The organism is Luteibacter sp. NPDC031894, assembly GCF_050273135.1.
Lineage (GTDB): Bacteria > Pseudomonadota > Gammaproteobacteria > Xanthomonadales > Rhodanobacteraceae > Luteibacter.
Window position 1 is genome coordinate 135,093 of record NZ_JBNNMV010000001.1, and the last position, 12,464, is coordinate 147,556.

Here is a 12,464-nt window from a genome sequence, read left to right on the forward strand (position 1 = left end):
TTCGATGGTGGCGATTACGCGACGCGCTTTGAAGAAGGTGTCGGCCGAGGTGAAGGTCTCCCCTTGCCGCTACCTTTGCGGTTTTCGTAGAACGTTTCCAGCCACTGTTCCGGACGGAGATCGTCTGGCGAAACGCCTTCGGTTTCGGCTCGCGCCTTGAGGATCTCGTGCATGATCTCGATGTTGTCGGTGGAAGCAGAGATGACTGCCAGGGCATCATCCAGTCCTCGCAAGTTGAGCTGGCACACGGCGGATGCATGGCCCTGCTTTACGAGGAAGCAACGCGACCGCTCGTCGAGGCTGACCACGACCTGATATTCCGCATCTGTCAGTTTCAGGCCATCCACGTAATCCTCGCGGCTGGCATTCGGATTTGGCAGCAGGATCATCGTGGCCGTCTGCTCGATCAAGGCTGCCGAAATATCGCTTGCCAGCGCATCCTCGGGACTTTGCGTTGCGAAGATTCCGAGACCGTTCTGCTTACGGATCGTCTTTTGCTTGTTCTTCGCAAATTCCTTGAGTCCGCCCTTGCCGTCGAGGATCTTCCAGAACTCGTCCATGACGTAGATGAGGCGGCGGCCGTCAATCAGAGCCTCCAGACGGTGCAGGAGGTAATTGATGACAGGAGCGCGGACTTCGGGGTTATCGATAATGTCCGTGTAGTCGAAGCCAATGATGTTGGCTTTCGTGAGGTCGACCGTGTCGCGCGGGTTGTCGAAGACCCATCCGAGGGAGTTGCCGGCCGTCCACTTGCGCATGCGAATGTAGAGACCGTCGTCGCCCAGGTTCGGCAGGCTCTTCTGGAAGTTGGTCATGTTCCGCAGGTGCATGGGTGTGTCGAGCATGCTCTCAACCGCCCGGAAGATGTCCTCCTCTTCCCGGGAGCTGTAGACGCTCTTGCCGGCCAGCACCTTGACCAGGTCGCCGAGGAACTGGACGTTCTCCTCGTTTCGTTCGCATTGGAACGGATTGAAGCCGGTCGGCTTACCGTTCTCCAGCGCCAGGTAGTTGCCGCCGCAGGCACGGACGAAGATCTCGGCGCCCCTGTCTTTGTCGAAGAAGAAGATCGTGGGCGAGGGATCGAGCTTCTGGACCTGGCTGAGGAGAAAGTTGATAAGTGCGGTCTTGCCCGTGCCCGACTTGCCGATGACCATCGTATTGGCGATGGCCTTCTCGCCTACTGAGTTCTCCGCCGGATGGGTGGCGTGGAAGTTGAAGTAGTAGGGCTGGCCATTGGTCGTCTGCAAGGTCGTGACGCAGTTTCCCCAAGGATTGTTATCTCTTTTACCCGTGGCGAAATTATGCAATGGCGAAAGGCCGAGGAAGTTGAGCGAACTGACGTTCGCCATCCGCGTGCGGTACTTCCAGTTTCCCGGGAACTGGGCATAAAAAGCCGCTGTGACGGCCAAGTCTTCCTTCACCGAAACGAATCCCGCGTTGGATAATTCGGCGCGCGTCGCGGCGATCTGCTGCGACAGGAGCTCCTGGCTGGACGCATAGATGGCAATGGTGAAGTGGTACTCGCCGAGCACGAAGTTGCCCGAGGCCAACTGGTCCATGGCGTGATCCAGTTCGACGATCTGGCTGACGGCCTTGTCTCCCGACGAAATCATCATGCCCTTCGTGCGCTCCAGCGCCGAGAGGGCGCTCTGGCGACCCATGGGCGAGAAGGAGTGGGTGATCACGTACTCGAAGTCGAGGTACTTGAGCCCGTTCAGGATGCCGGGGTAGGTAGCCTCCACGTACTCCTTGATATTCAGGATCGCTCCGAAGTGGTTCTGACCGTCCGGCGTCGTGAGCACGTAGTCGCCGGTTTTCGCGGAGAAGCGTTGTCGGCTTACCGGGAGGTAGTCGTAGATCGGGGCGCGGAGTGACGGCACGGGCTCGTCGATCCGGTTGAGGATATATCCATACAGCTCAAGGATCTCTGAGAAGACAACGCCGTTCGCTGCTTCGTACAAGCCAAGCCTGTACGGTGCGTAATCCTTCAAAACCGCCTCGATGTTGCCCGCCAATTCGAGCACAGTGGCGACGGCCTGGTTCTGTTCTTGCTGAAGTCGGTCGGTGTCCCCGCTTTTTTCCATCCAGCGCTTACCCTCGACGACTGGTCGATAGATCATCGTCAGGTAGAGTTCGTTCTGCATCAACTTCTGACCAGAAAGCGAACGGTAGTACGCCTCGGACAGTTCCTGGTTGAATGGCTGCCCGAACTTCGAGCTGTCCCGTATCGGGCGTCGCCGCCGGATGTCATGGACCCAGAAGGCCACGTTGGGATAATCCGGGGCGCGGAGCGTTTGCAGCATCCGGTTGAACGTGTTGTGCCGGTGCTCGATCTCCCATTCCTCGCGACCGACGAAGGGCAGGCCGTCCAGGCGCCACACCAATAGGAAGTCTCCACCCGTCGTCTTGACGACGGTGGGCGAGACGTGGCTCGAGAGCGTGATATGGGTGGCGATGGGCGTGTCGGGCGTGAACATGGCGGTTTACCGTGTGGAGCGTGAAAGGCCCTGGCACGCTCTGCCAGGGCGGGCGCCTACTTCCTGCGTTTGTTCTTTGGGTCGCGATAGCCATTGGGCGTGAACACCCACATGCCACCGTGTTCCTGCACGTTTCTCACCCGAGTCTTGAACTGGAGTCGAAGTCCAAGCAGGCGAAAGATCATCTCGTCCCGCTTCGCCATCATGCGCATGATGAATACGACGACCGGGATGAGGAGCAGGAACCAGTAATTGAAGTACATGGCCAGCAGCAGGCACGAGCCAGCACCCATGAAAAAGGGCACATAAGGCACGCCCATGAACATGGGTGGGCGCGTGCAGCCGCGGAACAGTACGTTCTTATGCATGGAAGTGCAGGAACTGCATGGCTGTCTGCATGGCGTGGATGATCATGCCAACGTTGCCGGCGTCGGTGCACTGGCCGCTGGCGCCGGCGTCGTCGCCCTGGACAACGGTCTTCGCGATTTGGGCTGCGGCACCGATGAGCACGCCACCGATGAGTGCGGGAGTGACATCGGAGATACGCTTGTGGGCGAAGGCGATCTGGTAGCCCGAGAAGATGACGGCAACGGTGACGACCACGATCGAGGCTGCGTTGAGAATGCCTTTGATGTTCGTGAAGAAGCCGCACACCTTCTCGCGGGTGTCCTGCGCAAAAGCGAGCTCGGGGATGGCGAAGAGGGCTACCACGGCGAACAAGGCGAGCGTATTGACAAGCGGGTGCTTGGACTTCGCGATGGCGGAGCTGATGGTGGACAGGGACATCATTCGGTTCCTTTGTTGCGGTTGGGTTGTCGGGAAGGCTGCGTTCCGCGCAGCCGGCGGTGCGATGGCGTCGTCCGGAATCCTTCCGGCACGTGCCTGCAAGTCAGAAAACGAACGCATCGTCGGTGCCTCCATTGCGTACGTCGGCGTTGTCTACCGCGGGACGCTGCGGAGTGACGACAGCAGGTTGCGCGGGCGCGACCGCGGGGCCGTCATTGGGCCCACTCACCTGGGGAACGAAGACTTCCTCGCCTGTCGGACCGGCCTGCACCGAGAGGTTCCCGGCGGGAGATGCCGCGGAGATTCCGATCTGGGACATCACTGCGGCGGTGCCGGGATCGGTTCGGATGCGCCCCGGCGGCATCGGTACGTTTTGAGGTAGCTGAGCGCCGATCTGCCGGAGCAGGGCTGCAGTGGCCGGATCCGTGGGGATGGGGCCTGGCGCGGGCCGGGGAGTATCGACGAGCGCCGGATTCGTGGCGGGAACTGCGCCCGGCAAGCCGCCGCCATTCGCGGCCTGCATGGCCTGCAGCGCTCGAAGGGTTTCTGGATCGAGCGTCCCTTGGAGGGCGGGCGTGGATGAGGGATCGGCAGACTGTCCGCTACCCGCGCCGCTTGCGCCGGCAATGGCAGGGCCTATGACGGCCGCCACCGCGGAATCGACCACACTGCGCATCGCCACCCTGTATGCGGGGCTGTCGGTTGCAATACTACTTGTGCCTTTCCCGGCGCGTACCACCCTCACCGGAGTGTTGGTTAGCAGTGGAATGGGTTTGCCACCTGCGGATGTAAGGTCGCGCGACATCGAGTCGAAGACTCGCTGGACGTAGCCGTCGTCGTACCCGGTCTTGAAGTTACCGGAGTAGTAGCAGCTAAAGGCCTTGCCCCAGTCTTTCCCTGCGCTGGCATAGCACTGCGCGAGGATCCGCGAGCCTGCCACGAGATTGGGGCAGTACTCGAATGCCTCTTCATAATTGTCGAGCCCGTACCTTCCGAGGTTCGACCTGTTCACTTGGGCGATGCCTAATGAATAGTTGTAACCACGCTCTTCGAGCATGCGGACCGTGGCAACGGCTTCAGGGAGATTTTGCGGCTGGCGCACGAGCTGGCCCCCCACGACGCCGATGGCGTAGGGGTTTCGACTCGACTCGACGTTGACGACGTGCTTCATCACCTCGGCCGGGACGGCAAGGTTTTGACAGCTCATCATTTCCAGTCCTGGTAGCACCTCTACAACTCCTGTCTAATGACCTGTTGTCGTGCGGCGTTATCCCCCGCCCGAGCCGTTCATGGCACGAGCCGGGTTGAAGTCGATACCGGTGATGTAGCGCCGGCCAGCGTGCGCCTTGATATGGACGATGATGTCGATCGTCAGCATCAAGAGGCGTTTGATCGTCGAAAATTCCAGACCGGCTCCTTCGCTTGATGCCTTCACCATCAATGCAAGCTGGTCCCAGGTCTGCTCCACGCTGCCAGCGTGGCAACTCGTGATCGAGCCCGGGTGGCCGGACGCACAGTTACGGATGAAGTAAAACGACTCGTCACCGCGCAGCTCGGCCAGGATGATCCTGTCGGGTTTCATGCGGAGGCAGGCTTCCATGCAACTCTTGGCCGTGACATTGCTCGCGCTCTGCCCGCCCTTGGAGTAGAGCAGATGCACGACGTTCGGCTGGTCGATGAAGAGTTCGCGAGCGTCCTCGATAGTCACGAGCCGTTCGTCAGACGGAATGTGGTTTACCAGCGACTTCATGAAGGTCGTCTTGCCACTGCCGGTGGCGCCAGCGACCACGATGTTCTTCTTGTTGATCACCGCGTGCCGGAAGAAGTCCGCATAGCGACGCTCGGCGCGCAATTCGAGGAGCTCCCGGTCGGCCTGACTGATGAGGTGCTCGCCTTCAAGGATTTCGGAGAAAAAACCGTCCTGATCGTACTGAGCAAGGGTGCGCGTCTGCTTCGAGGGTAACCGGATCGTGATGGAGACGCGTCCTGCTTCGCAGGCCGGCGGAATAACGAACTGGGCACGCTGGCCCGTGGGAAAGGTCAGCGACACGACCGGATCCGTGTCCGTGATGCGTTGGCCCGTGTTGCTTTCATTGACAACCGCGGTGCAGAACTGGCGCGCGCGATCGAAGGTGAGCGACGGCACTTCCACACGCTGCCAACCGCCCCGGCGCTCGAGGTAGAGCTCTCCGGGCCGATTGATGCAGATTTCCGTGACGTCCGGCTCGGCAAGGAATTCCCGTACCCCCAGTACCTCATACTGGTAATCCAGGAAGTCGTTGCTGACGGCGGCCAGTGCGCTTTCGCTCATGCTGACCTCAGTACCTCGCCACCACGCCGGCAAAGTCCACGTCCTTGGCGACGTAGATGGCCAACACGGTGCCCTGGTTGATGGTGACCGTCGCCGGCCGGTTGGCGGCACGCTGGACGGCCTGGTTAGCCAACTGCTGGATCGTTGCGGCCGTGTTGCTCTCGAACGGAGTCTGGGTGACCACGCCATTGCTTATGGTTGTCTGCCTCGGTCCGTGCTCGGCAGCCTCGTACTTGAAGGCATCGCTAAGAAGGCTGATCAGCAGTGCGGCGCCGATGCGGCTTCCCCAATGCGCGTTGTAGTGTCCCGGATGACCCGCTCCACCGAGCGTGTCTATACCCGGGCTAGCCATGTTCACGTCGATCCCGGTGGGCGTGACGATGCGGTCCCAGATGACGGCGACCCGTGGACCGTCCGGTTCCATCTCGTACTTCCCCAACACCTTCGAGCCCTTGGGCAGCAGGAGCCTTTTACCGGTGAACGAATAGACGGGCTCGGTGACTATGCAAGACGTGAATCCCGGAATGTCGGTGATGATGCGGGTCTCAAGGACGCAACGAATGAACGTTCCTCGCAGCATGAGCGTATCGGGGTGCGTCAATGGCGAAGCACTGGAAACGTCCGGAAGGTTGGCCGCAGAGTACGCCAAGTTGCCGTTGCTGCTCATTCGCGGCGCCGGTGTCGGGTTTCCGCCGTTGGGATCCGGAAGCATGTAGCCCTGCATGGGATTGCCTCCAGCCCCGCCGCCTGAGGTGCCGTTGGCGACACCGGTGGTGCCTTGGCTAGCCGCTGCGATACGGCGCTCCAGTAGGGTAGGGCCGCGAGGCCGCTCCGGCTCCTGCGACGGTCGAGATGCATCGCGCGGCAAGGGGGGCGAAACCAGTCGAATCGGTTCGGCGGCCTGCGGTGCTGGTGCGAGGGGCGCTGGCGAGGGAGGCGGCGCAATGGGCGCGTCTGGTACGGTGACGGTCTCTTCGCGCTGCTTAGGCTTCGCCTTTTCTCCGCCGAGGCCGCCAAATGCCCAGACAGCAATGACTGCCAGGAGCAGGGCGATGCTGGCAAGCAGTCCCAAGGCACGTCGGTTCATGCGACGCATGTCGCTGGAGGTCAGCTGCGGTGCATTGCTATCGAGGTCGGGCTGGGGTTGTTGCCGCGCTTGCGAGGCGTAGGGATTCCCGGCCAGCGGGTCGCGCTGGTCGTCGTGGTTTGCCCGCGGCGCCTCGTTGCCGGCGCCGGCGTCGTCTTCCGGATGATGTGGCGTGTTCGGGCTCACTTCTTGGTATTCCTTCGCAGGCCCACGACGTTGTTGTCGTGACGAATAACCAGGTACGGGTACGTTCCGTGGACGACGATCGTGTTGCCTTCCACTGTCGTGTTCACAACCGAGTCCTCACCGTGTTCCTTTTCGCGCATGTACACCGTCGGGAAGTTGCCCGTCGGGAACTGCTTAAGGTCCGGCATCTTGATGTACGTGAAGCGACCGTCGTCATAGACATTTATCGGTACGAGCCATGGCGCGGTGCGGCGCCTCTTGGCGAAGTCGTAATCGAAGTTGTAGTCGCGCCCTTTCACCAGTCCGGTGTCGAGCATCGGTGCTTCCTCGACCTTCTTCGTCTCCGCCATGAAACTGGTGTCGGCGGGGTAGTTGAAGACGATCTTGTATTGGACTCCCGAACGCCGTGCCTGCTCGAGCGTCTTCCAGTCGGTGGCCACGACCTTTAGCTCGAAGATGTACGAGTGCGTGGCGGTACGAATCATCATGTTCGTATCCACGTCGACGTTCTTCGGCTTCACATAGAAGACGTTATCGCGACGGGTCAGATCCCATCCACTGCTGAAGCCGGTGCTGTAGTCGAGGATCTTCTCGCTGGGACTCAGTTCGATCTGAGTGGTAATGCCCAGGCCTGTACGCACCTGGTAGATGCGGTCGGCGGAATACTCATAGGTCGTCAACACCGTAGTGGGTGCCGCGGGTGGCGTCGACAGCTGTGCCGTCTCAGCGAAGGCGAGGTGGGCGAAGGCGAAGGCCGCGGCCCCCAAAACCCATCGCAGGTTCGGTGTGTTGGGTCGATTCATCAACGGCGCCCTCCATTGGCGGCGCTTCGGGCGGTGGAACGGGCCGCCGGGGCGGCATCGGTGGGTGCTGCAACTGCTGTGCCCGCATTGCCGATGGGGTAGGCCGGCGCGGATGGAAGGGGGGAAGGTGGAAGCGTTCCGCTCTGCAATGGTTCCTGAGTGCCCTGCACTGCGGCGGCAGGAGGCATGTCGTCGGGGTCCATCGTCTGGGCCGGTGTAGCAGGCGGGGCGCCGGTGACCTGCGGTTGATTCGTCACGGCGCCGCCGCTTGCAGGCGCCTGCGGAACTTCGACGGGAACGGCATCGCCGTAGTCGTTGTCGACGCGATAGCTTGTGACCTGGAAGCCAAGAGGGTTCTCAATCCGACTCTGGTCGTCCATCTGGAGATTCGTCTTGTAGACGAACTCCATGGTGGCGATCTTGCTGTCGAGCGGCGTCGTCCCGCCATTCGCCTTGTCGAACACGCTGCGCTGGAAGCGCACGGTCGCTCCCTTCGGCGTGCTGTTCACGCCGCCACCGACCATCACGATGCTGAGGATCTTTACGCGGATGGCCTTGTTCGTCCCGTACATCTTGTAGGAGCTGTACTGGTTCGAAGGCGAATGCAACGCGCGGTACGGGCCCGAAACATTTGGGGCCGCCATGGTCATGACAGTCGGCCAATCACGCATGTTGGTCAGCGCGAGGTCGTACGATTCACGAGCAAGCACGAAGTGCGCGATGTTGCTGCGATTGACGGCTTCGCTCGACGTGATTCGGCGGTTCACGAGGTCGTCGGTGAGGCGTGCGACGGAGCTCACTCCCGAGTAGGGATCGGCCAGGACGATATAGGGCACCTTTTCCTTCAACGGCAGCATGTAGAAATAGCCACCGAGGAGGATCAAGGCGCCCACGCTGGCACACAGTGCCACCAGCCACGCGCGGCGTTCACTGCGTCTCGCCAGGTCTGCGATCGTGACTTCGAAGTCGACGCTCCTGGAGACGGTCTCATCGATCTTCGGAGAGTTTCTTTTCTTCAGCATGAGTGACGGCGGCCTGTTCGTCGTTGCGTGCGCATTCGGTTACTTGAGATCCGCGGTCGCAGCGACTTGGCCCGAGGGGACCGTCGGCGCAGTCGTGGTGACAGGGGCGGGAGTCGTCGAAGCCGGCACCGCCGCCGGAAGGGCCGTGATCCCGCTCATCTCCTCGACAACGAGATCGGGGCCGTCGACCAGGACGGCGACGCCTTGCGGTCCGTAAATAGAGCTCAACTGCGACGTGGCATCCCGCAGCTCAGTCGTATGGATCGCGGACGCGGCTTTGGTCAGCGTGAAGTCCGAGCGCAGCTTGTATTGAAGCTTCATGCCGTTGTCGCTGGTCCATCGCGATAGCATCGTCTTGAGCGTCCCATCCATGGGCGCGGCGTAATACGTGTAAGGGACCGCGAGCGGAATTTCCGTGGTCTTGTCCTCGAAGCGGTTCACCGGCTTCCATGAGCCGCCGAAATCCTTGGCGGCCGGCGTACCGCAGGCAGAGAGGCCCATCGTAAGCAGGAAGACGAGGCCAGTAGCTAAGGCGTGGGGCAGGGATCTATTCACGTGTGACTCGTAAGCTCTTGAAAACCAGGGAGGCAGCAGAGAAAGGACAGCAAAACTCCTCGCCGAATGCGCCGAGCGTTTAAAACGCCATGAAAGAGGATTGAGGAGTGACCTCGGGGAGGGGTCGTCCCGATGAGGAAACCGCGGCGATCGTGCCGGCGGTTGTAGCGTTTGCTGGGACCACAGGCCCGAGCGAACCCGGCCTCGAGCGACATGCAAATCATCCATACAACATCCTGTACAAGCGCCTTGGGCGCCCTTGCATTACGTGCCAGCGAAGAAAGGCCGTACGCACTCGGAGACGATCTCTGATCGCCCACTCAAAGTTGCGTCGTCACTGGCCTTGGATTCCCCACCCCTTGAGCGGGCCCCTGCCCGCGGCGTAAAGGTATCGCAACAACTGTTTCTTGACTAGCGCCCTAAACGTCCGATTTTGCGACGGTTATCACACAATATCGACATGTAATGTGAGTGAAACGCGTCGAAGATTTGACGGGCGTCCCGGCGGTATTGAGAATTGGCCACGCTTTTTGCCGGATATGTGCATGACTCGTGAAGGTTGCGATTGAAACCACCGTGCGTGTCCCTGTTAATGCGAAGGCTGGCAGCCCCCGGTGTCAATTGCGCTACACGCCGCTGCCTCGACACATGGTGATCGAGTCGCAACCGATACGTCAGCGCTCCTTATCCTTCAAGGCTGTGGGTGCTTGCCGCCCAAGGGCTGCGGTTCGCCCACGGACTCATGAGGGGGGAGTTGCTCACGCAGCTAACGTCAGGCCGGTGGCCTGAGATACGGTGTGATCTGTACGTTGCATCATCCTGTAGTCCTTCTAGCCACCGCACTGTCATCACGACAAAACGGCAACGCGTGCGAGTCCATGGCAACAACCGAAGGTGGGCATGGTATCGACGGGAGCCTCTAATGGCAACCGTTTGGCGAACAGGCGTTCACGATATTTAAGGCAGGGGCGGCATCGACATCGCCGCGTGCCGGGAGTAGAACTCCCCCTTTTGCCCGAGGACGTTCCATGGCCGATTCGATCCCCACAGACGCCGACCTCGAAACCCTGGCCCGCCAGGTCGCCGATGCCGCGCAGGAGAAGCGAGTCATGGTGGCGACCGCCGAGTCGTGCACCGGCGGCTGGATCGCGAAGACGCTCACCGATCTGGCAGGGAGCTCGGCCTGGTTCGAGGCGGGTGTCGTTTCCTACAGCTATAGCGCCAAGGAAGCCCTCCTCGGCGTCAATCCGCGCACCTTGGAGCGCACGGGCGCCGTGAGCGAGGAAACGGTGCTCGAGATGGTGTCCGGCGCCCTCGCCAGGTACGGGGCGGGTGTCGCCGTGGCGGTCACCGGCATCGCGGGCCCGTCCGGCGGCACGCCGGACAAACCCGTCGGCACCGTCTGGATCGGCTGGAAGCGTCGCGGGGGCTACGCCCACGCGCGGCTCTATCATTTCGACGGGGATCGCGAGGCGGTCCGGCGGCAGACGGTCGCCGCCGCGCTTGTTGGAATGACCGCCGAACTGAAGAGCTGACCCCGGCAGCTATGGCAAACTTGGGGATCGCGGATCGCAGTCCCTGAGACCACGGTCGGGCAAGATACTCACCTACACACGAGACTGGAATTCACGATGGACGACAATAAGCGCAAGGCGCTGGCGAGCGCGCTCGGCCAGATCGAAAAGCAGTTCGGCAAGGGCGCCGTGATGCGTCTTGGCGACCGCGTCGACGACCAGATCGACGTCGTGTCCACCGGCTCGCTTGGCCTGGATATCGCCCTCGGGATCGGCGGCTTGCCGCGCGGCCGTGTCGTCGAAATCTACGGTCCGGAATCGTCGGGCAAGACCACCCTCACGCTCCAGGCCATCGCGTCGTGCCAGCGCGACGGCGGTACGGCGGCGTTCGTCGACGCCGAGCACGCCCTCGACCCGAGCTACGCCGAGAAGCTCGGCGTCAACGTCGCCGACCTCCTCGTCAGCCAGCCGGATACCGGCGAGCAGGCCCTGGAAATCGCCGACATGCTGGTGCGCTCCGGCGCCGTGGACATGGTGGTCGTCGACTCGGTGGCCGCGCTTACCCCGAAGGCCGAAATCGAAGGCGAGATGGGCGATTCCCACGTCGGCCTGCACGCCCGCCTGATGAGCCAGGCGTTGCGCAAGCTCACCGCCAACATCAAGAAGTCGAACTGCCTCGTCATCTTCATCAACCAGATCCGCATGAAGATCGGCGTGATGTTCGGCAGCCCGGAAACCACGACCGGTGGTAACGCGCTGAAGTTCTACGCCTCCGTGCGCCTCGACATCCGCCGTATCGGCGCGGTGAAGAAGGGCGAGGAAGTCATCGGCTCGGAAACCCGCGTCAAGGTGGTGAAGAACAAGGTGGCGCCGCCGTTCCGCCAGACCGAGTTCGAGATCCTTTATGGCGAGGGCACTTCGCGCGAAGGCGAGATCATCGAGCTGGGCGTGCGCGAAAACCTGATCGACAAGTCCGGCGCCTGGTACAGCTACAAGGGCGACCGCATCGGCCAGGGCAAGGAAAACGTGCGTCAGTTCCTCCGCGACAATCCGGCCATCGCCAATGAGGTCGACGCCGAACTGCGCGCCCGACTGCTGGTGAAGCCTGGTAAGAGCGACACCGCGGCAGCCAGCGACAACGAGCAGGATGCGCTCGAGGAAGTCTGATCCCGGCGCGGGCAAGGGTGATCGCAAGGCCGATCGCCCGACCCGCACGGCCTACGAAAAGGCGCTCGGGCTCCTGGCCCGGCGTGAGCATTCCCGCCGCGAACTCGCGCAGAAGCTCGAGCGCGGCGGTTTCGCGCGTGACGAATCCACGGCCGCCGTCGAGCGGCTGGGCGACCAGGGCTACCAGGACGACACCCGCTTTGCCGAGGCGCTCGTTCGTAGCCGTGTGGGGCAGGGCTATGGCCCCGCCCGCATTCGCGCCGAGCTTCGCAGCCAGGGCGTCGGGGACGCTACCATCCGCGAATTGATCGAGGCGGCGGACGTCGACTGGGACGCCCTCGGCGCCCAACAGCTGCGCCGGCGCTACGGCAGCCCGGTCGCCGATCCCGCGGAACGAGCCCGCCGGGCGCAATTCCTCTTGCGTCGTGGCTTCGCCGCCGCCACAGTACGTGTTCTTACCCACGCCGATGCGGAAGACGCCGACGACGACTGAAGGCAGTGAGCCTTGATTCTGGACGGAGCGTCCCCGCGAAACCTCGCCGCTCCGAAGCCACGA

The 12,464-nt window shown here is 62.0% G+C and carries 10 protein-coding genes and 2 pseudogenes; 3 read left to right on the plus strand and 9 right to left on the minus strand.

Annotation, left to right across the window (positions count from 1 at the left end):
* Window positions 1-14: 14 nt before the first annotated feature.
* From ACQKIE_RS00645 to ACQKIE_RS00685, 9 genes and pseudogenes are all read right to left on the minus strand, one after another.
* Complete coding sequence (locus ACQKIE_RS00645; protein ID WP_427454952.1) at window positions 15-2,477, minus strand: VirB4 family type IV secretion/conjugal transfer ATPase; 2,463 nt, start codon at window positions 2,475-2,477, stop codon at window positions 15-17.
* 56 nt (window positions 2,478-2,533) lie between these two features.
* Window positions 2,534-2,845, minus strand: a complete 312-nt coding sequence (locus ACQKIE_RS00650) for a type IV secretion system protein VirB3 (RefSeq protein ID WP_427454953.1) — start codon at window positions 2,843-2,845, stop codon at window positions 2,534-2,536.
* The gene (locus tag ACQKIE_RS00655; RefSeq protein ID WP_427454954.1) at window positions 2,838-3,263 is read right to left on the minus strand and encodes a TrbC/VirB2 family protein; all 426 of its coding nucleotides are present in this window, start codon (window positions 3,261-3,263) and stop codon (window positions 2,838-2,840) included. The genes ACQKIE_RS00650 and ACQKIE_RS00655 overlap by 8 nt, the downstream gene beginning before the upstream one ends.
* Before the next feature lie 813 nt (window positions 3,264-4,076).
* Window positions 4,077-4,479, minus strand: a pseudogene (locus ACQKIE_RS00660) (lytic transglycosylase domain-containing protein); the annotation flags it as partial.
* A 51-nt stretch (window positions 4,480-4,530) separates the two neighbouring features.
* Window positions 4,531-5,574 carry a P-type DNA transfer ATPase VirB11 gene (gene virB11 / locus ACQKIE_RS00665; RefSeq protein ID WP_427454955.1) on the minus strand — a complete coding sequence of 348 codons (1,044 nt, stop codon included), beginning with the start codon at window positions 5,572-5,574 and terminating at the stop codon, window positions 4,531-4,533.
* A 7-nt stretch (window positions 5,575-5,581) separates the two neighbouring features.
* Window positions 5,582-6,847, minus strand: coding sequence for a TrbI/VirB10 family protein (locus ACQKIE_RS00670; RefSeq protein WP_427454956.1), 1,266 nt, complete (start codon window positions 6,845-6,847; stop codon window positions 5,582-5,584).
* A complete protein-coding gene (locus ACQKIE_RS00675; RefSeq protein WP_427454957.1) occupies window positions 6,844-7,650 on the minus strand; it encodes a TrbG/VirB9 family P-type conjugative transfer protein in 807 nt (268 codons plus the stop codon). The genes ACQKIE_RS00670 and ACQKIE_RS00675 overlap by 4 nt, the downstream gene beginning before the upstream one ends.
* The gene (locus tag ACQKIE_RS00680; protein ID WP_427454958.1) at window positions 7,650-8,672 is read right to left on the minus strand and encodes a virB8 family protein; all 1,023 of its coding nucleotides are present in this window, start codon (window positions 8,670-8,672) and stop codon (window positions 7,650-7,652) included. Before ACQKIE_RS00680 ends, ACQKIE_RS00675 begins: the two co-directional genes overlap by 1 nt.
* A 162-nt stretch (window positions 8,673-8,834) precedes the next feature.
* Window positions 8,835-9,173, minus strand: a pseudogene (locus ACQKIE_RS00685) (hypothetical protein); the annotation flags it as partial.
* A 1,082-nt stretch (window positions 9,174-10,255) separates the two neighbouring features.
* On the opposite strand from ACQKIE_RS00685, the gene ACQKIE_RS00690 reads away from it, so the two are divergent.
* From ACQKIE_RS00690 to ACQKIE_RS00700, 3 genes are all read left to right on the plus strand, one after another.
* Window positions 10,256-10,762, plus strand: coding sequence for a CinA family protein (locus ACQKIE_RS00690; RefSeq protein WP_427454959.1), 507 nt, complete (start codon window positions 10,256-10,258; stop codon window positions 10,760-10,762).
* Window positions 10,763-10,858: 96 nt separating this feature from the next.
* The gene (gene recA, locus ACQKIE_RS00695) at window positions 10,859-11,908 is read left to right on the plus strand and encodes a recombinase RecA (protein WP_427454960.1); all 1,050 of its coding nucleotides are present in this window, start codon (window positions 10,859-10,861) and stop codon (window positions 11,906-11,908) included.
* On the plus strand, window positions 11,889-12,401 hold the full coding sequence (locus ACQKIE_RS00700; protein ID WP_427454961.1) for a regulatory protein RecX: 513 nt from the start codon (window positions 11,889-11,891) through the stop codon (window positions 12,399-12,401). The genes recA and ACQKIE_RS00700 overlap by 20 nt, the downstream gene beginning before the upstream one ends.
* The last annotated feature ends 63 nt before the right edge of the window (window positions 12,402-12,464 follow it).

Coding starts and splice junctions, on each gene's coding strand:
- virB11 (WP_427454955.1), bottom strand. CDS start 5,574: ATGAGCGAAAGCGCACTGGCCGCCGTCAGCAACGACTTCCTGGATTAC.
- ACQKIE_RS00650 (WP_427454953.1), bottom strand. CDS start 2,845: ATGCATAAGAACGTACTGTTCCGCGGCTGCACGCGCCCACCCATGTTC.
- ACQKIE_RS00675 (WP_427454957.1), bottom strand. CDS start 7,650: ATGAATCGACCCAACACACCGAACCTGCGATGGGTTTTGGGGGCCGCG.
- ACQKIE_RS00645 (WP_427454952.1), bottom strand. CDS start 2,477: ATGTTCACGCCCGACACGCCCATCGCCACCCATATCACGCTCTCGAGC.
- recA (WP_427454960.1), top strand. CDS start 10,859: ATGGACGACAATAAGCGCAAGGCGCTGGCGAGCGCGCTCGGCCAGATC.
- ACQKIE_RS00680 (WP_427454958.1), bottom strand. CDS start 8,672: ATGCTGAAGAAAAGAAACTCTCCGAAGATCGATGAGACCGTCTCCAGG.
- ACQKIE_RS00690 (WP_427454959.1), top strand. CDS start 10,256: ATGGCCGATTCGATCCCCACAGACGCCGACCTCGAAACCCTGGCCCGC.
- ACQKIE_RS00655 (WP_427454954.1), bottom strand. CDS start 3,263: ATGTCCCTGTCCACCATCAGCTCCGCCATCGCGAAGTCCAAGCACCCG.
- ACQKIE_RS00700 (WP_427454961.1), top strand. CDS start 11,889: ATGCGCTCGAGGAAGTCTGATCCCGGCGCGGGCAAGGGTGATCGCAAG.